At 71.3% G+C, this 23,822-nt stretch carries 20 protein-coding genes; 10 read left to right on the top strand and 10 right to left on the bottom strand.

The window, feature by feature from the left end; translation table 11 throughout:
* Positions 1-3: 3 nt before the first annotated feature.
* Positions 4-1,899, bottom strand: coding sequence for a hypothetical protein (locus ACFZBB_RS32140; RefSeq protein ID WP_391129936.1), 1,896 nt, complete (start codon positions 1,897-1,899; stop codon positions 4-6).
* Between the two features lie 98 nt (positions 1,900-1,997).
* On the opposite strand from ACFZBB_RS32140, the gene ACFZBB_RS32135 reads away from it, so the two are divergent.
* From ACFZBB_RS32135 to ACFZBB_RS32125, 3 genes are all read left to right on the top strand, one after another.
* The gene (locus tag ACFZBB_RS32135; RefSeq protein ID WP_391129933.1) at positions 1,998-2,258 is read left to right on the top strand and encodes a ribbon-helix-helix protein, CopG family; all 261 of its coding nucleotides are present in this window, start codon (positions 1,998-2,000) and stop codon (positions 2,256-2,258) included.
* Positions 2,255-2,698, top strand: a complete 444-nt coding sequence (locus ACFZBB_RS32130) for a PIN domain-containing protein (RefSeq protein ID WP_391129930.1) — start codon at positions 2,255-2,257, stop codon at positions 2,696-2,698. Before ACFZBB_RS32135 ends, ACFZBB_RS32130 begins: the two co-directional genes overlap by 4 nt.
* Before the next feature lie 75 nt (positions 2,699-2,773).
* Positions 2,774-3,151, top strand: coding sequence for a VOC family protein (locus ACFZBB_RS32125; RefSeq protein WP_391129927.1), 378 nt, complete (start codon positions 2,774-2,776; stop codon positions 3,149-3,151).
* Positions 3,152-3,163: 12 nt separating this feature from the next.
* Here the strand turns inward: ACFZBB_RS32125 and ACFZBB_RS32120 are convergent, their stop codons facing one another.
* The gene (locus tag ACFZBB_RS32120) at positions 3,164-3,763 is read right to left on the bottom strand and encodes a GNAT family N-acetyltransferase (protein WP_391129924.1); all 600 of its coding nucleotides are present in this window, start codon (positions 3,761-3,763) and stop codon (positions 3,164-3,166) included.
* Between the two features lie 413 nt (positions 3,764-4,176).
* On the opposite strand from ACFZBB_RS32120, the gene ACFZBB_RS32115 reads away from it, so the two are divergent.
* Positions 4,177-5,331 (top strand): hypothetical protein, encoded by a 1,155-nt coding sequence (locus ACFZBB_RS32115; protein WP_391129921.1) that lies wholly within the window; start codon positions 4,177-4,179, stop codon positions 5,329-5,331.
* Positions 5,332-5,365: 34 nt separating this feature from the next.
* Here ACFZBB_RS32115 and ACFZBB_RS32110 read toward each other — a convergent pair whose 3' ends face one another.
* Both ACFZBB_RS32110 and clpB read right to left on the bottom strand, forming a co-directional pair.
* Positions 5,366-5,911: a YbjN domain-containing protein gene (locus tag ACFZBB_RS32110; RefSeq protein WP_355346246.1), complete on the bottom strand. Its 546-nt coding sequence runs from the start codon at positions 5,909-5,911 to the stop codon at positions 5,366-5,368.
* Positions 5,912-6,072: 161 nt separating this feature from the next.
* Positions 6,073-8,688 carry an ATP-dependent chaperone ClpB gene (clpB, locus tag ACFZBB_RS32105; protein ID WP_391129918.1) on the bottom strand — a complete coding sequence of 872 codons (2,616 nt, stop codon included), beginning with the start codon at positions 8,686-8,688 and terminating at the stop codon, positions 6,073-6,075.
* Between the two features lie 360 nt (positions 8,689-9,048).
* Here clpB and ACFZBB_RS32100 point away from each other — a divergent pair, with 360 nt between their 5' ends.
* The 3 genes from ACFZBB_RS32100 (at position 9,049) to ACFZBB_RS32090 (ending at position 12,667) form a co-directional block, all read left to right on the top strand.
* Positions 9,049-10,323 (top strand): cytochrome P450, encoded by a 1,275-nt coding sequence (locus tag ACFZBB_RS32100; RefSeq protein WP_391129915.1) that lies wholly within the window; start codon positions 9,049-9,051, stop codon positions 10,321-10,323.
* Positions 10,324-10,408: 85 nt separating this feature from the next.
* Positions 10,409-10,813 carry a TIGR03618 family F420-dependent PPOX class oxidoreductase gene (locus ACFZBB_RS32095; RefSeq protein WP_355346252.1) on the top strand — a complete coding sequence of 135 codons (405 nt, stop codon included), beginning with the start codon at positions 10,409-10,411 and terminating at the stop codon, positions 10,811-10,813.
* Between the two features lie 207 nt (positions 10,814-11,020).
* Entirely contained in the window at positions 11,021-12,667 is a 1,647-nt protein-coding gene (locus ACFZBB_RS32090) for a phosphodiester glycosidase family protein (RefSeq protein WP_391129912.1), read from the top strand.
* 105 nt (positions 12,668-12,772) lie between these two features.
* On the opposite strand, the gene ACFZBB_RS32085 is transcribed toward ACFZBB_RS32090, so the two are convergent.
* The 5 genes from ACFZBB_RS32085 to ACFZBB_RS32065 all read right to left on the bottom strand — a co-directional run bounded on the left by ACFZBB_RS32085 (position 12,773) and on the right by ACFZBB_RS32065 (position 18,117).
* A complete protein-coding gene (locus tag ACFZBB_RS32085) occupies positions 12,773-13,240 on the bottom strand; it encodes a heat shock protein transcriptional repressor HspR (protein ID WP_391041587.1) in 468 nt (155 codons plus the stop codon).
* Between the two features lie 5 nt (positions 13,241-13,245).
* Complete coding sequence (gene dnaJ / locus ACFZBB_RS32080) at positions 13,246-14,445, bottom strand: molecular chaperone DnaJ (RefSeq protein WP_391129909.1); 1,200 nt, start codon at positions 14,443-14,445, stop codon at positions 13,246-13,248.
* 81 nt (positions 14,446-14,526) lie between these two features.
* Positions 14,527-15,198 carry a nucleotide exchange factor GrpE gene (gene grpE / locus ACFZBB_RS32075; protein ID WP_391129907.1) on the bottom strand — a complete coding sequence of 224 codons (672 nt, stop codon included), beginning with the start codon at positions 15,196-15,198 and terminating at the stop codon, positions 14,527-14,529.
* On the bottom strand, positions 15,195-17,072 hold the full coding sequence (gene dnaK / locus ACFZBB_RS32070; protein ID WP_355346264.1) for a molecular chaperone DnaK: 1,878 nt from the start codon (positions 17,070-17,072) through the stop codon (positions 15,195-15,197). The genes grpE and dnaK overlap by 4 nt, the downstream gene beginning before the upstream one ends.
* 160 nt (positions 17,073-17,232) lie before the next feature.
* On the bottom strand, positions 17,233-18,117 hold the full coding sequence (locus ACFZBB_RS32065; protein WP_391129904.1) for an LCP family protein: 885 nt from the start codon (positions 18,115-18,117) through the stop codon (positions 17,233-17,235).
* Between the two features lie 126 nt (positions 18,118-18,243).
* Here ACFZBB_RS32065 and ACFZBB_RS32060 point away from each other — a divergent pair, with 126 nt between their 5' ends.
* From ACFZBB_RS32060 to ACFZBB_RS32050, 3 genes are all read left to right on the top strand, one after another.
* Positions 18,244-19,482, top strand: coding sequence for a nucleotide sugar dehydrogenase (locus ACFZBB_RS32060; RefSeq protein ID WP_391129901.1), 1,239 nt, complete (start codon positions 18,244-18,246; stop codon positions 19,480-19,482).
* Positions 19,483-19,785: 303 nt separating this feature from the next.
* The gene (locus ACFZBB_RS32055) at positions 19,786-22,056 is read left to right on the top strand and encodes a heterodisulfide reductase-related iron-sulfur binding cluster (protein WP_391129898.1); all 2,271 of its coding nucleotides are present in this window, start codon (positions 19,786-19,788) and stop codon (positions 22,054-22,056) included.
* A 154-nt stretch (positions 22,057-22,210) separates the two neighbouring features.
* A complete protein-coding gene (locus ACFZBB_RS32050) occupies positions 22,211-23,215 on the top strand; it encodes a YIP1 family protein (protein WP_391129895.1) in 1,005 nt (334 codons plus the stop codon).
* A 14-nt stretch (positions 23,216-23,229) separates the two neighbouring features.
* Here the strand turns inward: ACFZBB_RS32050 and dcd are convergent, their stop codons facing one another.
* On the bottom strand, positions 23,230-23,805 hold the full coding sequence (dcd, locus tag ACFZBB_RS32045) for a dCTP deaminase (protein ID WP_355346279.1): 576 nt from the start codon (positions 23,803-23,805) through the stop codon (positions 23,230-23,232).
* Positions 23,806-23,822 lie beyond the last annotated feature (17 nt).

Genomic DNA, 23,822 nt, shown 5'->3' with positions numbered 1-23,822 from the left:
AACTCAGTCGATCCGGTCCAACGTCTCCTGAGCCGCCCGGCACAGCCTCTCGTCCATGAGAATGTTCCCGCCGTACCGGCGCTCCGAAGCCATCACTGTCTTGAGCAGGGGTACAGCTGCCACAGCCGGTCGGCCGATCCCGCCCAGAGCCTGGACCGTCCGCAGGACCAGAGGCGTGGACCGATGCTCGCCCAGCGGCTGCAACTCGGGCAGCAGGACGTCAACGGCGGTGGCCGCGTCGCCGGTGACCCGCCACCACGCCTCGGCCGCGCCAACCCGGCTCCATTCGCCGGGGCAGCCGAGCAATGGCCGAAGGGCATCCGCGTAAGAGGCGGCGAGAGGGCCGAGATCGGCGAGATGGCTCAGGACCGGACGGCCGAGGCCCGTCCGCGCGGCCGAGCCGATCACGTCCAGGGCCAGTTCCGGATCGCCGGTGACGCGCCAGTGCGCCCAGGCGGCGGTCTGCGCGCCGTGCCACCTGCGGGGCTCACGGTCCGTCCTGAGGTCGCGTGGTGGACGCAGGTCGCCGCGAGCGAGTCGAGCCAGCGGCCCGGCCGCGGCTTCGGCCGGCGGGCCGATCCTCCCCAGGGCTTCGGCCGCGTACCGGGCGTTCGACGTGTCGAGCAGTTCGATGAGCTCCGGCACCCCCGGTGCGTCGGGCGGGTCCCACTGATCGATGGCGTCCAGCACCTCAGCGATTCCGTGGGCCTCGGGGCCGCTACCGAGTCGTTCGCGGAGGACGGGCAGCAACTCTGGTGCCCACTGCGCCAGCAACGCTCCGACTCTCAGCCAGTGGCTGCCGGACCGCTCCTGGCACCCGGGCAGGGCACGGTCGTCGGCCGCGCCGACCAGCGCCTGTAGCGCCTTGTCGACGGCCGTCGCCCGGTTGGCCGGCGTGGCCCGCTCCTCGACGAAGCGAATCAGCCGGTCCGCATAGGGAGCCACCGCCGACCCGCCCTCGGCGAGGACGTCGAGCGCAGCGGAGGCCACCTGGTCCTCGTCGTCCAGCCCGGCGACGACCGTCTCCCACAGTCCCGCGGCCGGGCGCCGCCAGTACCGCAGTTGACTGCGTGCCGCCACAACAGCGGCGCGGCGCGGGTCCGCTTTCGGAGCCCTGGACAACGCTCTGACCAGCTCCACCGCCTCCTGCGGGTGCGCTTGCAGGGGATCCGCGATCCCATTGATCAGTTCGCGGCCGTGTGGCCACCACGGCACGTCTGGCAACGTCGTGATACCGATCTCGGCGAAAACATTCCCGGCCACGTGGCCCAGCCCTGCGACGCCAGCCGTTGTGACCACCGGCAGCATGGCCTTCACCGCGGCAAGTCGAACCAGGGCGTCGGGGTGCCCCCGCCACGGCTGGAACCAGCCCTCCTCGGTCACCGCACCGGACGCCGACAGCGTTCCCAGCGCCAGCAGTTGGGACTGCAGCGCCGTCGAGTCGGTCTCCACAGCGGCCTGTCCACGTAGTGCGTCCGGCGACGAGGTGTCGTCACCCGGCATCTCTCCCAAGAACCACGCCGCACAGGTCCGTATCCCCGGGTCCGGATCGGAGAGCAACGACACCACCCGAGGCCGGCCGTCGACGAACGCGGCGAGCGTCTGCTGATCCACGCGCCACCTCTTCGTGGTCAGCCGGTGAGCGCGCCGGGCCAGGAAGTCCAGAACTCTGCGGCGGTGATGCCGGTCGAGTTCCGGGAGGAGCTCGAACAGACGCGCGGCCGCCGGCGCGAAGTACGGACTTCCGGTCGACCAGCCGAGACGCTCCTCCAACCGTGCCCACGAGGTGCGCCGCTCCGCAGCCACCAGCAGCCCGTCCAGCAGCCCCGGTATCAGTTCCCGCCCCGGTGGAACCTCTTCCAGCACGTGCCAGGGCATCCCGGCCCCCCAGTCATCCATGGCCCGGAGCCTAGGGGACGCGTTTCACGGCCAAGCGCTGCTTCACTGTGCCGCCCTACGACATGCACCATTAGTGGTACATGGACTACCCTTGGTACATGTCCATGAAGCGCACCAACGTCTACGCCGACCCGGAAGACCTGGCGATCATCAAGGAAGCCGCCGCCCGGCGCGGCATCAGCGAGGCCGAGATCATCCGCCAGGGCATCCACCTCGCCGCCATGGCCAACCGCGTCTGGGACGAGCCTCTGTTCTCCCGCACCTTCGAGGGCTCCGGCCGCACGCCGACCAAGGAAGACGTGCGCGACGCCGTGGCCGACGCCGTCCGACGTGAGAACGGATCCGGAACCGCCGCGTGATCATCGTCGTCGCCGACACCTCCGGCCTGCTGGCCGCACTCGACTCCACCCACCCGGAACACCGGGGAGCCAGCGAAGCCCTGCTGACCGCCGGTCTTCTCGTGATGTCCCCGCTCCTGCTCGCCGAGATCGACCACGTCGCCACCCGCGAACTGGGCCGCGAAGCGGCGATGAGCGCCGTCGACGACATCCGCCGCTGGATGCGGATGAGCCGCATCGTCGTACCGGAGATCACCGAGACCCACCTGACGACGGCCCAGTCCGTACGCGTCCGGTACGGCGCGCTCGACCTCGACCTCGACCTCGCCGACGCCGTGAACGTCGCCCTCGCCTCCGACTACGACACCGACGCCGTCCTCACCCTCGACCGGCGCGACTTCCGTGCCGTACGGCCGCTCGGCCGCCACAAGTGCTTCCGCCTGCTCCCCGACGATCTCTAGCCCCCGGGAGCGATGAGTTTTCCGTGCCCCGGCGGTCGTAGGGGGAGGTGTACCTACGAGGAACAGGGAGCGGTCATGTTCGGACAGACGCAGGCGTTCAGCGGATTCTCGGTGGACGACGTGGAAGCGGCGAGGAAGTTCTACGGGGAGACGCTCGGGATCCGGGTGTCCGAGGCGAACGGGCTGCTGACCCTGCACCTCGCGGGGGACCGCAACGTGCTGGTGTACCCGAAGGGGGCGGACCACCGGCCCGCGACGTTCACGATTCTCAACTTCCCCGTGCCGGACATCGCCGCGGCCGTGGACGAACTGGGCCGCCGGGGCGTGCGGTTCGAGCGGTACGAGGGGATGCCGACGGACGAGAAGGGGATCTTCCGCGGCGGCGGCCCGCTGATCGCGTGGTTCACCGACCCGGCCGGGAATGTGCTGTCCGTGCTGGAGCAGGACGCGTAGGGCCCGACGGCCTCACGCGGGCGGCACGACCGCGTCCGTCGCGAGGCGCGCGTGCAGATGGGAGTCGTGGCGCGCGCCCGCCGGGTCGAGGAAGAAGGCCCGCATCAGGCCCTCCTCACGGAAGCCCGCGCGGGCGGCGACCCGGCAGGAGCCGGGGTTGGCCAGGGAGTGGTCGAGGCTGATGCGGTACACGCCGAGGCCGCCGGCGGCGGGGACGGCGAAGGCCCAGCCGGCGGCGGCGTGCAGGGCGCGGGCGGCGACGGCGCGGCCACGGGCGGCCGGGGTGACCCAGTACGCGGCCTCGGCCTGCCCGGGGACGCGGTGGACGTCGCGGATGGTGACGTAGCCGAGCAGGTCGTCCGAGGCGGCGTCGGTGACGGCGAGCGCGGCCGAACCGTTCTGCCAGGAGACCAGCCGCGGCGCCAGCCATATAGCGGCGCGGTCCGCGACCGGCGCCGCGTTGACGGCCAGGCCACCGGCCCAGCGCAGGATCTCCGGGTCCTCCATGGCGCGGGCGACGGCGGGCTCGTCGGACTCGGCGAAGGGGCGCAGCCGCAGGTCACCTGCGGTGAGCTCGTGCGGGGTGAGGCTGCGGGCGGATGCGGAAGTCATGTCCGCACCCTAAGCCGGGGGCCGGGACGGCCCGACGATCACCCGGCAACGGCCCGAACCGGTCGCCCCACGACCGCTCGGCGACGGTCAGGCCGACACCCCGGGACCGTTACGCCGGTCGCCCGCCACCACCCCGGGACCGTTACGCCGGTCGCCCGCCACCGCCCCGGCAACCGTCACGCCGGTCACCCGCCGCCCCGGGACCGTTACGCCGGTCACCCGCCGCCGCCCCGGGACCGTTACGCCGGTCACCGCCACCGCCCGGCGACCGCAAAAGCGAGCCCCGGCACCCCCGGTCCTGGGTGAACGTGCACCCTCCTCGGGCGTGTCAGACCCGGACCACGGCGAGCGGGGCGCGATAGTCGGTTTGTCTGATTAAGAGAAGTTCGCGAACCCCCGAGGAGCCGGGTCCATTGGTCGTCATCGAACCGGTGACGTCGTCGCCGAAAGCACTGGCCGTGCGGGCGGCGACGGGGGCCGGCCCTGCCGTGGCGGGCTTCGTCGTGGCCCGGATGGCGGGCCTGGTGGTGCTGACGTTGTGGGCGCACCGCACCCACCGCCACCCGCGCGATCTGCTCGGCCTGAGCTGGGACGGCCTCTGGTACCACCGGATCGCGGAGTGGGGCTACGGCACCTTCATCCCGGCCTGGGAGGCACCGGGCCTGCGGTACGACGATCTGGCCTTCTTCCCGCTCTACCCGATGACGGTGCGCGCCGCCGACGCGGTGCTCCCGGTCGGCTCGGTGGCGTGCGCGCTGCTCGTGGCGTGGGCGGGCGCGGTGGCCGCCGCGTGGGGGATCTACGCGGTGACCGAGCGCTGTTACGGCCGCAGGACGGCGACCGCGCTGGTCCTCGTATGGGGGCTGCTGCCGCACTCGGTGGTGCTGTCGATGGCGTACACCGAGTCCCTGATGACAGCCTTCGCCGCCTGGGCGCTGTACGCGGCCGTCACGCGCCGCTGGCTGACCGCCGGGCTGCTGGCCGTACTCGCCGGGCTGACCCGGCCGAACGCCGTCGCCGTGGCCGCCGCCGTCTCGATCGCGGCCCTCGCCCACTGCCGCAGGGACCCGCGCGACTGGCGGGCCTGGGCCGCTGCCGTCGCCGCGCCGCTCGGCTGGTGCGGCTACCTCGGCTGGGTGGGCTTGCGGACCGGAGCCGTCCGCGGCTACTTCGACGTGCAGACCCGCTGGGGCTCGCGGTTCGACTTCGGCCGCTACGCGCTGCACTACGTCAAGCACATGGTGCTCGAACCCGAGACGCTCTCCGCCTACCTGGCGACGGCGGTGTGCGCGGCGGCGGCCGTCCTGTTCGTCCTGGCGCTGCTGGACCGGATGCCGCTGCCGCTGCTGGTGTACGCGGCGGTGCTGGTGGTGATCGCGCTGGGCGGCGCGGGCTTCTTCTCCTGCAAGCCGCGCTTCCTGCTGCCCGCCTTCCCGCTGCTGGTGCCGTGCGCCGCGGCGCTCGCGAAAGCCCGGCCGCGCACCGCCGCCGTGACGGTGGCGGCGCTGGCCGGGATCTCACTCGGCTACGGGACGTACCTGCTGACGGTCGTCCCCGTGCCCCTCTGACGGACCCGTGCCCCTCCGAAGCGAGGGGACCGCGTCAGTCGTCGCTGCCGCCGTCGCCCTCGGCGCCGCCGTCCGTACCGCCCTCGACGTCCTTCTCCAGGCCGAGCGTCTCGCCGACCCACTTGTCGAATTCGATGGACGCGCGCACCCAGCTCACCGTGCTGGACACGAAGTGCTCCAGGCCGACGCCGAGGCCGATCAGGAGCTGGGCCTCGCCGATCAGACGGACGGAGCCGTCGTCGTGCGTGTGCGTGTAGACCTTGGGCCACAGGGTGCGGCGGTTCCAGTCGTCGATGACCTCGTGGAGCTGAGGCTTGTCGTCGACCGAGTACGCGTGGTCGTAGAAGGTCCGGACGGCGAAGACCGCCTGCTCACCCTCGCCGCGGAACATGAAGTACGTGCGGAATTCCTCCCACGGCGCGGCGAGGTCGCCCTCCTCGTCGACGAGGTACTTCAGCTCCATCTGTTCGAGCAACTGCTTGACCAGTTCCTGGTCAGGGATGACCACGCTGCCGGCGGGTCCGTTCGGCTCGGGGTCCTGGCCCCCGAAATTGGGGATCGAGGACGGGTCGATGCTCACGGTGAAGGTTCCCTTCGAGACGTTTCTCCTCCATCCTCCCCCATTCCCGCCGGGCGGTGGCAACCCCCGGCGATACGCGTTGGGCGTACCGCCGGGGGCCCGCCGGTGAAGGGCGTCACCGCCTGCCGGTCGAGGGGGTCACCACCTGCCCGTCAGGCACCTCATTTGCTGAGGTCGGGCCCCGTCGTCGGCCCCACGATCAGGCCGTCGGCCGCCCGGTCCACCCGTACGTTCTGCCCGTCGATCACCTCGCCCGACAGGATCGCGCGGGCCAGCGGGTCGCCGATCGCGGTCTGCACGAGGCGGCGCAGCGGCCGGGCGCCGTACGCCGGGTCGTTGCCCTCCTCGGCGAGCCAGTCGAGGGCGCCGTCGGTGACTTCGAGGGTGAGGCGGCGGTCGCGCAGCCGGTCCGCGAGCCGGTCGGTCTGGAGCCGGGCGATCTGCCGCAGCTCGGTCTGGTCGAGCGCGGAGAAGACCACGGTGTCGTCCAGCCGGTTCAGGAACTCCGGCTTGAAGGACGCGCGGACCGTCTCCAGCACCCGCTCCTTCTTCTGCGCCGGGTCCAGCGCCGGGTCGACCAGGTAGTGGCTGCCCAGGTTGGAGGTGAGGATCAGGATGACGTTGCGGAAGTCGACCGTACGGCCCTGCCCGTCGGTCAGCCGCCCGTCGTCCAGCACCTGGAGCAGGATGTCGAAGACCTCGGGGTGCGCCTTCTCCACCTCGTCCAGCAGCACGACGCTGTACGGGCGGCGCCGTACCGCCTCGGTGAGCTGGCCGCCCTCCTCGTACCCGACGTAGCCGGGAGGCGCGCCGACCAGCCGGGCGACGGAGTGCTTCTCGCCGTACTCGCTCATGTCGATCCGGACCATGGCCCGCTCGTCGTCGAAGAGGAAGTCCGCGAGCGCCTTGGCCAGCTCGGTCTTGCCCACGCCGGTGGGGCCGAGGAAGAGGAAGGAGCCGGTGGGGCGGTCGGGGTCGGCGATGCCGGAGCGCGAGCGGCGTACGGCGTCGGAGACGGCGCGTACGGCCTCGGTCTGGCCGATCAGCCGCTTGCCCAGCTCCTCCTCCATGCGCAGCAGCTTCTGCGTCTCGCCCTCCAGCAGGCGGCCCGCGGGGATGCCGGTCCAGGCGGCGACGACATCGGCGATGTCGTCGGGGCCGACCTCCTCCTTGACCATGTTCGTCGAGGGACCCTGGGCCGCGGCCTCTTCCTCCTCCCTGGTGGCCTCCTCCAGCTCGGCCTCCAGCTTGGGCTTCTCGGCGTAGAGCAGCTTGGACGCGGTCTCGAAGTCGCCGTCGCGCTGGGCGCGTTCGATCCGCGTACCGATGTCGTCCAGCCGCTCCTTCAGCTCACCGACCCGGTTGAGACCCTGCTTCTCCTTCTCCCAGCGCGCATTGAGCCCGCGCAGCTCCTCCTCGCGGTCGGCGAGGTCCTTGCGGAGCTTCTCCAGCCGCTGTACGGAGCCGGGGTCGGTCTCGTTCTTGAGCGCCATCTCCTCCATGCGCAGCCGGTCCACGGCCCGCTGGAGCTCGTCGATCTCGACGGGCGAGGAGTCGATCTCCATGCGCAGCCGGGACGCGGCCTCGTCCACCAGGTCGATGGCCTTGTCGGGCAGGAAGCGGGAGGTGATGTAGCGGTCGGAGAGGGTGGCGGCGGCGACCAGCGCGGAGTCGGCGATCTGCACCTTGTGGTGCGCCTCGTAGCGGCCCTTGAGGCCGCGCAGGATCGCGACGGTGTCCTCGACGGACGGCTCGGCGACCAGCACCTGCTGGAAGCGGCGCTCCAGCGCCGGGTCCTTCTCGATCCGCTCGCGGTACTCGTCCAGCGTCGTCGCGCCGACCATCCGCAGCTCACCGCGGGCCAGCATCGGCTTGAGCATGTTGCCCGCGTCCATGGCGGAGTCGCCGCCCGCGCCCGCGCCGACGACGGTGTGCAGCTCGTCGATGAAGGTGATGACCTGGCCGTCGCTGTCCTTGATCTCGGCCAGGACGGACTTCAGCCGTTCCTCGAACTCGCCGCGGTACTTCGCGCCCGCGACCATCGCGCCGAGGTCGAGCGAGACCAGCCGCTTGTCGCGCAGCGACTCGGGCACGTCGCCCTTGACGATCCGCTGGGCCAGACCCTCGACGACGGCGGTCTTGCCGACGCCGGGCTCGCCGATCAGCACCGGATTGTTCTTCGTACGGCGGGACAGCACCTGGACGACGCGGCGGATCTCCTGATCGCGGCCGATCACCGGGTCGAGCTTGCCCTCGCGGGCGGCGGCGGTGAAGTCGGTGCCGTACTTCTCCAGGGCCTTGTACGTGCCCTCGGGGTCCTGGGTGGTCACGCGCTGCCCTCCGCGGGCGGTCTCGAAGGCGTCGAGCAGGCTCTTGGCCTTGGCGCCCTGGGCGGCGAGCAGCTCACCGGCAGGTCCGCCCTTGACGGCGGTCCCGATCAGCAGGTGCTCGGTGGACAAATAAGCGTCGCCCAGCTCCTTGGCGCGTTGCGAGGCGTCCGCGATGACGGCCAGCAGGTCGCGGTTGGCCTGCGGGGGCGCGACGGTGGAGCCCTGCACCTTCGGCAGAGCCGCGACCAGCCGCTCCGCGCCCGCCCGCAGCGTATCGGGGTCGGCGCCGGTGGCGGCCAGCAGGTCGAGGATGTTCTCGTTGTCCGTGCCGCTCAACAGGGCGAGCAGCAGATGCGCGGGCGTCAGGTCCGGGTTGCCCTCGGAGACGGCCCGGGTGTTGGCGGCGTTCAGCGCTTCCCGGCTCTTGTTGGTCAGCTCGGCGTCCACTGGCGTCGGCTCCTCCTCTTGATCGACGTGTCCGATGCGATCGGCGTAAACCTGCCTTGAGCAACATAAGGCAAGTTGAGTCTATTCCACTCAAGGTGACTTTGGGGCGACTTCGGGAACGGTCACACGGAGACGTCGGGAACGGGGCGGAGAGTCCGTGCGCCGGACCCCGCGGCGAGCAGATGTGTTTTTGTATGAACGTTGAATAAATCCCGGCGGCGGTGCGACAATGCCTGCTTCAACTCCGCTGGGAGGCAGCGGAGTTGGGGCCCGCTCCAGCCGTTTTGGCCGCATCTCCGCTTGTCCGTACGGCCGCATGCCCGCTTGACTCCTCCATACCCGCCGTCCGTGAGGACTCCCATGAGCGACGCGCACTCCATGGATCCGACCGGCGCCGCGCTGCACGCGGACGCCGCCGCACTGCGCGAGGCGGGGGCCGTCTGCCCCGTGACACTGCCGGACGGCGTCCCCGGGATGATCGTCTCTCGTTACCAGGAGCTGCGCGATTTCTTGGCCGACCCCAAGGTGGCCAAGAACGCCGCGCACTTCGCCGCCCTCCAGCGGGGCGAGGTCCCCGAGCAGTGGCAGCTCAACGCCTTCGCGCTGGTCAACGGCATGACGACGGCGGACGGCGACGACCACAGGCGGCTGCGCGGCCTGGCCACGAAGGCGTTCACCCCGCGCCGGGTGGCCGCGATGCGGCCGCGGATCGAGGCGCAGGCCGCCGGCCTGCTGGCCGCGCTCCCCGGCCGCGCGGACGCCGACGGCGTGGTCGACCTGCGCGAGGGCTACGCCTATCCGCTGCCGATGGGCGTGATCTGCGAGCTGCTGGGCATCGCCCCCGCCCACCGGGACCGGCTGCACACCCTCAGCCGCCTGATCGTCAGCACCAGCAGCTCCGCGGCCGACGCGATGGCCGCACAGCGCGAGACGTACGCGATCCTCGGCCAGGTCGTCGCGGAGCGGCGCGCGGCGCCCGGCGACGACCTGACGAGCGCGCTGATCGCGGCGCGCGGCGAGGAGAGCGGTGACGGTTCCGGCGACGGCTCGGGCGGCTCCCGCGACGGCTCCCGCGCTGCCTCCGGCGGGCGCCTCAGTGACGCCGAGCTGACCGGCACCCTGCTGCTGATGATCGTCGCCGGGCACGAGACGACCCTCAATCTGATCGTCAACGCGGTACGCGCCCTGTGCGGCCACCCCGCCCAGCTCGCGCTCGTGCTGGCGGGCGAGGTGTCCTGGGACGCGGTGGTCGAGGAGACGCTGCGCTGGGACGGGCCGGTGGCGAATTTCCCGTTCCGCTACCCGATCACCGATCTGGTGGTTGACGGCACCTCTGTGCCGCGTGGTACAGCCGTCCTCGCCGGATACGCCGCCGCCGGACGCGACCCGCGCGAGTACGGCCCCGACGCCGACCGCTTCGACATCACCCGCCCCGCCAACCGGCACCTCGCCTTCGGCCACGGCAGCCACTACTGCCTGGGCGCGCCGCTGGCCCGCCTCGAAGCGGTGATCGCCCTGCGCAGCCTGTACGCCGCGCACCCCGGCCTCACCCTCGCCGTCCCCGACGCCGAACTCCCGCCGCTGCCGGGCTTCGTGGGCAACAGCACCGCCGCGCTCCCGGTGCGCCTGACCTGACCCGTACGAGCCCGCGCCCGGCCCGTACGAGCCCGCGGCCGACCCCTGCGCACCCGCCCGCGCGCCTCCGCGTACCGTCCCGTCCATGGCATCCGATCCCCGCTCCCCCGCACCCGGTTACCTCGCCTTCTGGCGCGAGCGGCACCTGTGCACCCTCACCACCCCGCGCCCCGACGGCTCCCCGCACGTCGTCCCGGTCGGCGTCACGTACGACCCCGAGGCGGGGCTCGCCCGCGTCATCGCCAACGGCAGGAGCACCAAGGCCCTGAACGTCCTGGCGGCGGGCCCCGGCGGCGCGCGGGTCGCGGTCTGCCAGGTCGAGCGGCGGATCTGGGCCACCCTCGAAGGCGTGGCCACCGTCTCCGCCGACCCGGACCGCGTCGCCGAGGCCGTACGCCGCTACACCGAGCGCTACGGCCGCACCCCCTCCCCCAACCCGGACCGCGTCGTGATCGAGATCGCCCTGACCCGGGCGATGGGCAACGCGTGAGGGGGTATCACGGCACGCCGTCGGCGTAACGCCCACATCACGCGTAACACCCACAACGCCCGTACGGCGTACGGCGGATGACGGCATTCGTCGGCTGTTCGCCCGGAACTCACCCCCACAAGGCGGGGTCTTCGCGTAGGACGGCTCTCATCGGGCGCGGAAGCCGCCCGCCCGCAGCCGTCAGCCGTCGTACGTGAAGGGGTCTTCATGGAGCACACCAAGGGTGCCGCGCGGGTACGCGTCCGCACCGTCGTGGCCGCCGTCGCCGTACTCGCCGCCGTCGTACCGCTCGCTCTCGACTCGACGGCCCAGGCCGCGGTGCCCGGTCAGGGGCCGGACCCCTCGGCTGCCACCGGCCACCGCAACCCCGTCTCGTCGCGGTGGACGACGCGGGACCTCGCGCCCGGCCTCCAGGTCCGCACCGGGACGATCCGGCGCGCGGACGCGGCGCCGTCCTGGACCGTCACCGTCCAGCGGCCGGCCACCAGCAGGCTGACCGGCGCGCCGACCGGGCTCGAAGTGAGCGACGGGGCGTGGGCGGACGACACGGCGGCGCGGCTGCGCGCGGCGGGCTTCGCGCCGCGCGTCGAGACCGTCCAGTGGCCCGCCTACAGCGACACCCCGCACGGCACGATGGGACTGCGGGTACGGATCGGCGGGTACGCCACGCAGGCCGCCGCCACGGCCGCCGCGCAGCCCGTCACCGCGGCGGGCTTCCTCACCGCCGTCGAGTGGACCGGCTACGACGCCGACCAGCCCGCCGACGTGCAGAACATCCACATCGCGACCGTCGACCCGCGCGTGTTCCGCGGCACGGTCGCGGGCACCCACGACGGCGACGTCGCGCGCCGCGAGACCCCGTCGTCGGTCGCCAGGAAGCTGGGCTCCCTGGTCGCCGTCAACGGCGGCTTCTTCGTCATCACCGACGCCGGCGGCGTCCAGGGCACCCAGTCGGGACTCGGCGCCTACGACGGGCGGCTGGAGTCGATGTCGGCCGGCGCGCGCGCCGCCCTGGTGCTCGCCGACGGCGGGCGGCACGTCCGTATCGCCGACCTGAACAGCACGGCCACCGCCCGCGCGGGCGGCTCGTCCTTCGCCGTGCAGGGCGTCAACCGGCTGCCCGGCACGGTCCGCGACTGCGGGCGCCCCGGCGGCACCCCGAGCGAGCTGCCCTGGCAGGACGTCACCTGCTACGAGAAGGACGACCTGGTGGCGTTCACCCCCGCCTTCGGCGCCGCCCTGCCCACCGGCACCGGCGTCCAGGCCGTGCTCGACGCCCAGGGCGACGTGGTGTCCGTCGGCGCGCGCGGCGGCCGGGTGCCCGCCGACGGCTCGGTGCTCCAGGGCATCGGCTCGGCCGCCGACTGGCTGACCACGTACGCCCGTACGGGTGAGCGCGTATCGGTCGGGACGACCATCCGGGACACCGCGGGCCAGGTCCTCACCCTCGGCCCCGAGGACAGCGTCGTCAGCGCCGCCCCCACCCTCGTCCAGGACGGCCGGATCGCCGTGGACGCCGCCGCCGAGGGCGTCGTCGACCCGCTCGACCTGTCCTTCGGCTACGTCTGGGCCAACGGCCGCCAGCCCCGCACCCTGGCCGGGATCGACGACCGGGGGCGCCTGCTGCTGGTCACCGTCGACGGCCGCCGAACCGGCGGCGGCAGCGAGGGCTTCACGCTCATGGAGGCCGCCGCCTTCATGCGCTCCCTGGGCGCCGTCCAGGCCCTCAACCTCGACGGCGGCGGCTCCACCACCTTCGCCGTCGACGGCACCCTCGCCAACAACCCCTCGGACGCGACGGGCGAGCGCGCCGTGGGCGACTCGGTCCAGGTCGTCCCGGCCGCGCTCCACTGACCGGCGCCGCCGACCGGACGCACGACGACGGACGGTCCGCCCCCTCGCGTGAGGGAGACGGACCGTCCGTCGTAGGGAGCTATGGGCCGTACGGGTGAGCGGGCGTCAGCCGTCGCGCTTGGGCCGCCAGACCACCAGCGCGCTGGTGTGCTGGACGTCCTGGTAGGGAACCAGGTCGCGGCGGTACGAGGCGTGCACGGCGGCCTCGCGCTGCTGAATGACGGCGGCGGCGCCCTCGACGGCGGCGGAGAGCTCGGCCACGCGCGCCTGGAGGGCGGCGACCTGGTTCTCCAGCTCGATGATCCGCTTGATGCCCGCGAGGTTGATGCCCTCGTCCTGCGAGAGCCGCTGCACCTCGCGGAGCTGCTCGATGTCACGGGTGGAGTAGCGACGGCCGCGCCCGGCGGTACGGTCGGGCGAGACCAGCCCGAGGCGGTCGTACTGACGCAGGGTCTGCGGGTGCAGCCCGGACAGCTCGGCCGCCACCGAGATGACGTAGACCGGGGACTCCTCGGTCAGTTGGTAAGGATTACGGCCGCGCGGGCCTCTCATACCGCTTCCGTCGACGCTCATTCAGGTCACGCTCCCTTTGCGGCCTTGAACAGCTCCGCCCGCGGGTCGTGCCCCGCGGTCGCTTCCCGGTAGGACTCCAGCGCGTCCAGCGCCTTGCCCTCGGTCTTCTCCGGCACCGCCACCTCGATGGTGACGAGCAGATCGCCCCGTGAACCGTCCTTGCGCATGGCGCCCTTGCCGCGGGCGCGCAGCGTACGGCCGTTCGGCGTACCGGCCGGAAGCTTGAGGGTGACCGGCGGGCCGCCCAGGGTGGGCACCTTGATCTCGCCGCCGAGCGCCGCCTCGGCGAAGGTCACCGGCACGGTGACCGTGAGATTGGACTCGCGGCGCCCGAAGACCGGGTGCGCTCCGACGTGCACGACCACGTACAGGTCGCCGCCGGGGCCGCCGCGCTCGCCGGGCGCGCCCTTGCCGCGCAGCCGGATCCGCTGCCCGTCGGTGACACCGGCCGGGATACGGACCTGCATGGTGCGCGAGGAACGGGCCCGCCCACTGCCCTTGCAGACGTCGCAAGGGGTCTCGGCGATCAGGCCGCGGCCCTTGCAGTCCACGCACGGGTCGGTGAGCGAGAAGCCGCCACCGCCGCCGCGCGAGACCTGCCCGGTGCCGACGCAGGTCGGGCACACCCGGGGCGTGCCGTTCTTGTCGCCGGTGCCGGAGCACGCCTTGCAGGGCGCCTGCGAGGACATCCGCAGCGGGACCGTGGCCCCGTCGACCGCCTCGGTGAAGCTGAGCGTCACCTCGGACTCGATGTCCTGGCCGCGGCGCGGCTGCACCCGCGTGCCCGCGCCGCCCCGGTTGAACAGACCGCCGAAGACGTCGCCCAGGCCGCCGCCGAAGCCGCCGCCCTGCCCGCCGGTGGTCTGCCCGCCGGGCTGGCCGCCCGTGCCGCCGAACAGGTCGCCGAGGTCGAAGTTGAAGCCGCCGGTGCCGCCCGCGCCGGGACCGGGGCGGAAGCCGCCGTTCCCGAACAGCGCGCGGCCCTCGTCGTACTCCTTGCGACGCTTGGCGTCCGACAGCACGTCGTTGGCCTCGGAGATCTCCTTGAAGCGCTCCTCGGCCTTCGCGTCGCCCTTGTTGGCGTCCGGGTGGAACTCGCGGGCGAGCTTCCGGTACGCCTTCTTGATCTCGGCGTCCGTGGCGTCCTTGGGCACGCCGAGGACCTTGTACAGGTCCTTCTCCAACAGGTCCCTACTGACGCTCATCCCCGACGTCCCTCCTCTCCACCACTTCCAGGCGCGCCGCCGGTGACCGGCACACTCCTACGCCCACTTCCTTCTACGCCGTCAGCCCTCGTCCGGGCCACCGGTCTCCTCTTCGTCGGCCTTCTGCTCCGCCGCCGACTCGTCCTTGCCGTGGCTGCCCGGCTGCGGTTCGGCGACCGCGACCCTGGCGGGCCGCAGATTGCGCTCCCCGATGCGGTACCCGGGCTGGAGGATCTGCACGCATGTGGTCTGCGTGACATCCGGCGAATAGCTGTGCATCAGGGCCTCGTGCACCAGCGGGTCGAAGGGCTCGCCCTCCTTGCCGAACTGTTGCAGCCCCAGCTTCGCCGCCACCGTCTCCAGCGACTCGGCGACCGACTTGAAGCCGCCGACCAGCTCGCCGTGTTCCCGCGCCCGGCCGATGTCGTCGAGCACCGGGAGCAGTTCGGTGAGCAGATTGGCGACCGCGACCTCCTTGACGGCGACCCGGTCCCGCTCCACCCTGCGGCGGTAGTTCTGATACTCGGCCTGGAGCCGCTGGAGGTCCGCGGTGCGCTCGTTGAGCGCGGTGCGCACCTGGTCCAGCTGCGCCCGCAGGGCCGTCAGCTCCTTCGCGTCCCCGTCCGGGGCCGGGGCCGCCGGGCCCGCCTCATCGGCGGACCCGGCGGCCTTCGCGGCGGCGTCCGGCTGCTCCTCGCCGGCCTCTGAAGGGACGTCGGGCTCCGACTCGAAGCCCTTCGGCTCCTCCGTCACGCGGCACCGTCCCTCTTGTTGGCGTTCTCGTCGTCGACGATCTCGGCGTCGACCACGTCGTCGTCCGCGGCGGCGTCGGCCTGACCGTCGGAGGGGGCGTCGGCGGTCGCGCTGCCGGAGGCGCCGTCGGTCTGCGCGTACAGCGCCTGGCCCAGCTTCTGGCTGGTGGCCGCGACCTTCTCGGTGGCCTCGCGGATCGCGGCGGTGTTGCCGTCGTCCGTCGACTCGTTCTTCAGCTTCTCCTTGAGGTCCGCGACCGCGGTCTCGACCTCGGACCTGACGTCCTCGGGGAGCTTGTCCTTGTTGTCCGCGATGAACTTCTCGGTCTGGTAGACGAGCTGCTCACCCTGGTTGCGGGTCTCGGCGGACTCGCGGCGCTTGTGGTCCTCGTCCGCGTACTGCTCGGCCTCCTGGCGCATGCGGTCGACCTCGTCCTTGGGCAGCGAGGAGCCGCCGGTGACGGTCATCCGCTGCTCCTTGCCGGTGCCGAGGTCCTTCGCGCCGACGTGCATGATGCCGTTGGCGTCGATGTCGAAGGTGACCTCGATCTGCGGCATCCCGCGGGGGGCGGGCGGCAGGCCGGTCAGCTCGAACATGCCGAGCTTCTTGTTGTACGCCGCGATCTCGCGCTCGCCCTGGTAGACCTGGATCTGGACCGACGGCTGGTTGTCCTCGGCCGTGGTGAAGATCTCGGAGCGCTTGGTCGGGATGGTCGTGTTGCGCTCGATCAGCTTGGTCATGATGCCGCCCTTGGTCTCGATACCGAGGGACAGCGGGGTGACGTCGAGCAGCAGGACGTCCTTGACCTCGCCCTTGAGCACACCGGCCTGGAGGGACGCGCCGATGGCGACGACCTCGTCCGGGTTGACGCCCTTGTTGGCGTCCTTGCCGCCGGTCAGCTCGCGCACCAGCTCCGCGACGGCGGGCATACGCGTCGAGCCGCCGACCAGGACGACGTGGTCGATCTCCGAGAGCTGGATCCCGGCGTCCTTGATGACGTTGTGGAACGGCGTCTTGCAGCGCTCCAGCAGGTCGGTGGTGAGCTGCTGGAACTGGGCGCGGGTGAGCTTCTCGTCCAGGTGCAGCGGGCCCTCGGCGGACGCCGTGATGTACGGCAGGTTGATCGAGGTCTCGGTGGACGAGGACAGCTCGATCTTCGCCTTCTCCGCCGCCTCGCGCAGGCGCTGGAGGGCCATCTTGTCCTTGCCCAGGTCCACGCCGTGGCCGGACTGGAACTGCTTCACCAGGTAGTCGACGACGCGCTGGTCCCAGTCGTCACCACCGAGGTGGTTGTCGCCGTTGGTGGCCTTCACCTCGACGACGCCGTCGCCGATCTCCAGCAGCGAGACGTCGAAGGTGCCGCCACCGAGGTCGAAGACCAGGATGGTCTGGTCGTCCTTGTCGAGGCCGTAGGCCAGGGCGGCGGCGGTCGGCTCGTTGACGATGCGCAGCACGTTGAGGCCCGCGATCTCACCGGCCTCCTTGGTGGCCTGGCGCTCGGAGTCGTTGAAGTACGCGGGGACGGTGATCACCGCGTCGGTGACCTTCTCGCCCAGGTACGACTCCGCGTCCCGCTTGAGCTTCTGCAGGATGAAGGCGCTCATCTGCTGCGGGTTGAAGTCCTTGCCGTCCAGGTTGATCTTCCAGTCGGTGCCCATGTGGCGCTTGACCGACCGGACGGTCCTGTCGACGTTGGTGACAGCCTGGCGCTTGGCGACCTCGCCGACGAGCACCTCGCCGTTCTTGGCGAAGGCGACGACGGACGGCGTGGTCCTGGCGCCCTCTGCGTTGGTGATGACGGTGGGCTCGCCGCCTTCGAGAACGCTGACGACGGAATTAGTCGTGCCCAGGTCGATGCCGACCGCACGTGCCATGGTGAAATCCTCCTGCTGACTTGAGTGGAACTGACTCAAGACTGCACGATCCAGGATCTTCTGTCAACAGACATGAGTCGACCACGCTCAACTTACCTCTGCTTTATGTGCGCAGGGCGGGTGTTCTCGCAGGTCGGACGGGGTGCGGCGAGGTGCTGCGTCAGTGGCTTGGAGATGGCGGCACCGGGCGGTCCGCGCGCAGCGCCGCCAGCAGCGGACCGGACTCGGCCGGCCGGGCCGACAGCGTACGGAAGGCGAGGGCGCCGTCCGGCACCTTGCGCAGGCTTCCCGCCAGCTCGTACAGCGCGGGCAGCGTACTGAGTCCGGGATCGGCCGTGATGGACGACGTGGCCGTGTCGACCAGGCCGAAGAACCGGGCCGGATGGTGCAGCGTGTCCGCGCCGCGCGCCTCACGGGTCAGCGTACGCAGCAGCTCGCGGCGGCGCTCACCGGTGTGGGCGCCGACCGCGGCCTCGATCCGGTCGAACCCGGCGAGGTCCACCACCATGTGGTGGTCGACGCGGATGCCGCTGAGCCGTTCGAAGGCGCGGATCGAGCAGGCCGCCCCGCCGCCGCTGAAGGCGCGGCCGAAGGGTTCGTACGCGGCGGGGCTCGTACCGCCGTCCGGGCGGGGACAGCTCGGCACGCCGACCTTCAGGGCGCGCGGTACGCCGACGGCGGCGGCGTGGCGGCGGTCGGCGGACAGGTGCAGCAGGACGGCGGCGTCGGAGGTATCCTCACCCGGGGACACGCCGGAGCCCGGGCCGCCCGCGGCGCCCTGGCCGCCATGCACGCCCTGCACGCCCTGCACGCCCCGGCCGCCCCGGCCGCTCTGGCCGCTTTCGGAGCCCAGCATCAGGATGTTGCGCGCTTGCGGCACCAGCGCGCGGGGCCGCTCCTTCGCGTACCGGGCGAGCACCTTCTCCGCGGCCCGGTCGGTGTGGATATTGCCGCTGAACTTCCGGTAGGACGCCCAGCCCAGACCCGCCGTCACCACAAGGAGGAGCCCGGCGCCGATCGCGACCCAGCGCAGCACGGCCCGCATGTCCGCCTCCTCCCGCGTGATCGTGGCGCCTCGTTCGTCATGGCCCGCTCGCGCGGTGGCCCGACATCCGATGAACTTAATGTCGCCTTTGCCATACTTGTCACGATTAGGGCTAATTTAAGCGTCATGGAACCCACCGAAGAGAGCCGGCACGTCGTCGTCGTAGGCCAGGGCCATGTCGGGCTGCCGCTGGCACTGCGGGCGGCGGAGGCCGGTTTCACGGTCACCGGGATCGACATCGACGAACAGCGGGTCAAACGGCTGACGGCCGGGGACTCCTGCGTCGGCGACGTCCCCGCGGAGCGGTTGGCCGAGGCCCTCGCCTCCGGCCGCTACCGGGCCAGTACGGACTACGCCGACGCACACGACTTCGACGTCTGCGTGATCACCGTCCCCGTACCGGTCCACGACGGCGTCCCCGACCGCGGCGCGATCGTGGACGCGGGCCGGGCCGTGGCCCCGCACCTGCGCCCGCGCGCCACCGTCGTCCTGGAGTCCACGACCGCCCCCGGCACCACCGAGGAGCTGCTGCGGCCGGTCTTGGAGGAGATCAGCGGCCTGACCGCGGGCAGCGCCTTCCACCTGGGCTACAGCCCCGGGCGCACCGACCCCGGCAACCCCCGGTGGGGGCTGGAGAACACCCCCAAGGTCGTCTCCGGTGTGAACGTACGATCGCTCCTCGCCGTCGACGGCTTCTACTCCCGAATCGTGCGCAATACGGTGCCGGTTTCGTCGCCGCGCACCGCCGAGCTGACCAAGCTCATCGAGGACGCCTTCCGCCAGGTGAACATCGCGCTGGTCAATGAACTGGCCACCGTCACCGGGCCGATGGGCACCGACATCCGCGAGGCGATCGACGCGGCGGCCACCAAGCCGTACGGCTTCCTGCCCTTCCACCCCGGCCCCGGCGTCGGCGGTCACCGGCTGCCGGTCCCCCGCGGTCTGCTGCGTTTCGCGGCGCTCGCCGAGGAGATCAACGGGCTGATGCCCACCCAGGTGGTGGACAGGATCGCGGCGGGCCTCGACGCCAGGCAGCGGCCGGTCGACGGAAGCCGCGTCCTTCTGCTGGGTCTCGCTTACAAACGCGACAGCGGCGACCTTCGCGAATCGCCCGCGCTCGCCATCGCGGCCGGGCTGACGGCGCTCGGCGCCCAGGTGCGCGCGGTCGAGCCGTACGCGGACCCGGCCCGGCTGCCCGCCGATCTGCTGTGCGTGGAACTGACCGAGGAGGAGGCCGCGGCGGCGGACGTGGTGGTCGTCGCGACCGACCACGACGTCTTCGACTACACGATGGTCGCGCGGGCGGCGACGTACGTCTTCGACACGCGGAACCGGTGCCGGGGTGAGAGCGTGGAGCGGCTCTGAGCCGGTCGCGGCAGGGCGCGACAGGGCGTACCGCGACACAGATCACGAGTTGCACGGCTGTATGCGCCCGCGGATCGCGGGTAATCTCAGCGGAGACCGGATTAAGTTACCGCTTAGTACGACCTTGCTCGTACGACCCGTCCGACCCGTACGACCCGTACGACCCCGCACAAGCGTTGCCGTACGACCTTGCCAGCACGAGACCTTGCCAGCACGAGACCTTGCCAGCACGAAGCTTTCCAGCCCGACCCTGAACCCACGGCCCCCTCCTACTGAACCGCCGCGCAGGCCCGAGGAGCCCACATGCAACTCGCCGCGATCATCGTGTCGCTGGTCCTCACCGCGGTCGGCGTCGCCCTGATCAGCCTCGCCGTCGCGCAGATCTTCCGGTTCGTCACGCTCGGCCAGCCCGTGCCCGCGGGCTCCCGCACGAACGACTGGGTGGCCAGGTCCACGACCCTGGCCAGGGAATTCGTCGGCCACACCCGGATGAACAAGTGGGGCGTCGTCGGCGTCGCGCACTGGTTCGTGGCGGTCGGCTTCCTCACCCTCGGCCTGACGATCGTCAACGCGTACGGCCAGCTCTTCAAGGCCGACTGGATCCTGCCGTGGATCGGCACCTGGCTGCCGTACGAGGTGTACACCGAGTTCATCGCGGCGCTCACCACCCTCGGCATCCTCACCCTGATCGTGATCCGGCTGCTGAATCTGCCCTCGCGCGCCGGCCGCAAGTCCCGCTTCACCGGTTCGACGGCCTGGCAGGCGTACTTCGTGGAGTACGTCGTCCTGATCATCGGCCTGGCGATCCTGACGCTGCGCGGCCTGGAGGGCGCCCTGCACGGCGTCGACCACTACGAGGCCGCGTACTTCGTCTCGTACCCGCTGGTCGCCGCCTTCCGGAAGATGAGCACCGGCAGCCTCCAGAACACGGTCTACGCCGTCGCCATGGTCAAGCTGGGCGTCACGATGATCTGGGCGATCGTGCTCGGCCTGCACACCAACATGAGCGTGGCCTGGCACCGTTTCCTGGCCTTCCCCAACATCTGGTTCAAGCGGAACGCGGACGGTCCGGTCGCGCTCGGCGCGCTCCAGCCGATGGTCTCCGCGGGCAAGCCCATCGACTTCGAGGACCCGGGCGAGGACGACCAGTTCGGCGTCTCCCAGATCGAGCACTTCTCCTGGAAGGGCATCCTCGACTTCTCCACCTGCACCGAGTGCGGGCGCTGCCAGTCGCAGTGCCCCGCCTGGAACACCGGCAAGCCGCTCTCCCCCAAGCTGCTGATCATGTCGCTGCGCGACCACGCGCACGCCAAGGCGCCGTATCTGCTGGCCGGCGGCGGCAAGAACGCCGAGGGCGAGGAGACCGGTACGCCCGAGCAGCTCGCGGGCGTCCCCGCCGCCGCGCTCGCCGAGGCCGAGCGCCCGCTGATCGGCACGGCTGAGGAGAACGGGGTCATCGACCCCGACGTGCTGTGGTCCTGCACCACCTGCGGCGCCTGCGTCGAGCAGTGCCCGGTCGACATCGAGCACATCGACCACATCGTGGACATGCGCCGCTACCAGGTGATGATCGAGTCGTCGTTCCCGAGCGAGGCGGGCACGATGCTCAAGAACCTGGAAAAGAAGGGCAACCCGTGGGGCCTGCCGAAGAAGCAGCGCCTGGCCTGGGTCAAGGAAGTCGACTTCGAGGTGCCGGTCGTCGGCGAGGACATCGAGGACCTGACCGAGGTCGAGTACCTGTACTGGGTCGGCTGCGCGGGCTCCCTGGAGGACCGCGCGAAGAAGACCACCAAGGCTTTCGCCGAGCTCCTGCACATCGCGGGCGTCAAGTTCGCGATCATGGGCGGCGACGAGAACTGCACCGGTGACTCCGCCCGCCGCCTGGGCAACGAATTCCTCTTCCAGCAGCTCGGCCAGGAGAACGTGGCCATGCTCAACATGGCCTTCGGCGAGTCCCTCGACGAGGACGGCGTGGTGGACCCCTCGACCCGCAAGCCGCGCGCCTCGAAGAAGATCGTCGCCACCTGCCCGCACTGCTTCAACACCATCGCCAACGAGTATCCGCAGCTCGGCGGCGAGTACGAGGTCGTCCACCACACCCAGCTCCTCCAGCACCTCGTGGACGAGGGCAAGCTGGTGCCGGTCACGCCGGTCGAGGGCCTGATCACGTACCACGACCCCTGCTACCTCGGGCGGCACAACAAGGTCTACACACCGCCGCGCGAGATCATCGCGTCCGTGCCCGGTCTGCGGAACGAGGAGATGCACCGCCACAAGGAGCGCGGCTTCTGCTGCGGCGCGGGCGGCGCCCGGATGTGGATGGAGGAGCGGATCGGCAAGCGCGTCAACAACGAGCGCGTCGACGAGGCGCTTTCCCTCAACCCGGACATCATCTCCACCGCGTGCCCGTTCTGCCTGGTCATGCTCTCCGACTCCGTCAACGGCAAGAAGAACGACGGCCAGGCGAAGGAGGCCCTCCAGGTCGTGGACGTCTCGCAGCTTCTCCTCCAGTCGGTGAAGGCGCCGGCGGACGCGGCCGAGCTGAGCGAGGAAGCGCCGGCCGGGACGGCCTGATCCGGGGCCTCACCAGCCCTTACGGGTTCCCCTAGGGGTTTGCCCCGGGGTCCGTCGACGGGTTCGCCGCCGCGTGTCACAGGTTGGCAGCAATGGGCGGCGGCGGACCGGACGACAGGAGCGGTGCGGCGGCTTACCGGGTACGTTCGATGACGTGGCTGGATTCAGGAATCGACACGGTGAGGGCGGTGGCCGGGGCGGCCGTCCCGGCCAGGGGCCGGGATACGGCGCGGGTCACGGGCAGGGCGCGGCTCAGGGACACGGCGCGGGTTACGGAGGCGGCGCCGATCACGGGCAGGGTGCCGGTTACGGGCAGGGCTCGGGTCACGGGCAGGGCTCGGGTTACGGGCAGGGCTCGTACGGAACGCCTCCCGGCGAGCCGGAGTACTACGCGCCCGCGGCGGGGCAGCCCGGCGGGTACGACGAGTCGCCCGGCCAGACGAAGGCGTTCACGCTGGGCGCCGGGTTCGCGGGCCAGGAGCCGTACGTCGATCCGTACGCCGGGCAGCAGCCGCACACGCAGCCTTCGCACGCACAGGCCCCGTACACCCAGCCCCCGTACTCGGGCGACAACGTGGCGACGTACCGCGCGGGTCAGTCCGCCACGCCGCCGGTCGGTCCGCGGCTGCACTGGAAGCAGTTGCTGAGCGGCGTCGTGTTGCGCCCCGGCCGTACCTTCTGGCAGATGCGCGACCACACGGTCTGGGGCCCGGCCCTGACCGTGACCTTCCTCTACGGGCTGCTCGCCGTCTTCGGCTTCGACGCCGCCCGCAGCGACGTCCTGGACGCGACGCTCACCACCAGCATCCCGTGGGTGCTCACCACGGCCGTCGCCGTCGTCATCTGCGCGGTCACGCTCGGCGCGGTCACCAACACCCTCGCGCGGCAGTTCGGCGGCGACGGCGCCTGGGCGCCGACGATCGGGCTCTCGCTCCTGATCACGACGCTCACCGACGCCCCGCGTCTCTTCTTCGCGCTCTTCCTCGGCGGCGCCAACAGCTTCGTCCAACTCCTGGGCTGGCTCACCTGGCTGGGCTGCGCGGCGCTGCTCACCTCGATGGTCAGCAAATCGCACGACCTGCCGTGGCCGAAGGCGCTCGGGGCGGCGTCGATCCAACTGATCGCGCTGCTCTGCCTGTTCAAGCTGCCGCTGATCTGACCCGCCCCGGGGTCTCAGACCTTGGTGCGGTGGAAGTTCATGAAGGACCGTGAAGGCGTCGGCCCGCGCTGCCCCTGGTAACGGGAGCCGTACTGCTGCGATCCGTAAGGGAATTCGGCGGGCGAGGTCAACCGGAAGAGGCAGAGCTGCCCGATCTTCATTCCGGGCCAGAGCTTGATCGGGAGCGTCGCGACATTCGACAGCTCCAGCGTCACATGCCCGGAGAAACCGGGGTCGATGAACCCCGCCGTCGAGTGCGTCAGCAGCCCCAGCCGCCCCAGACTCGACTTCCCCTCCAGCCGCGACGCCATGTCGTCGGGCAACGAGATGACCTCGTACGTCGACCCGAGCACGAATTCTCCCGGATGCAGGATGAACGGCTCGTCACCCTCCGGCTCCACCAGCCGCGTCAGATCCGGCTGTTCCACCGCCGGGTCGATGTGCGGATACCGGTGGTTCTCGAACACCCGGAAGAACCGGTCCAGCCGCACATCAATACTCGACGGCTGCACCATCGACGGCTCGAACGGATCCACGCGCACGCGTCCGTTGTCGATTTCGGCTCGAATGTCCTTGTCAGAGAGAAGCACGCCCCGAAGGTTACGCG

Source organism: Streptomyces sp. NPDC008139 (genome assembly GCF_042957025.1).
In the GTDB taxonomy this organism is placed as follows: domain Bacteria; phylum Actinomycetota; class Actinomycetes; order Streptomycetales; family Streptomycetaceae; genus Actinacidiphila.
Note: the sequence above shows the minus strand (reverse complement) of the source record. Positions and strands in the feature narration are given on the sequence as shown.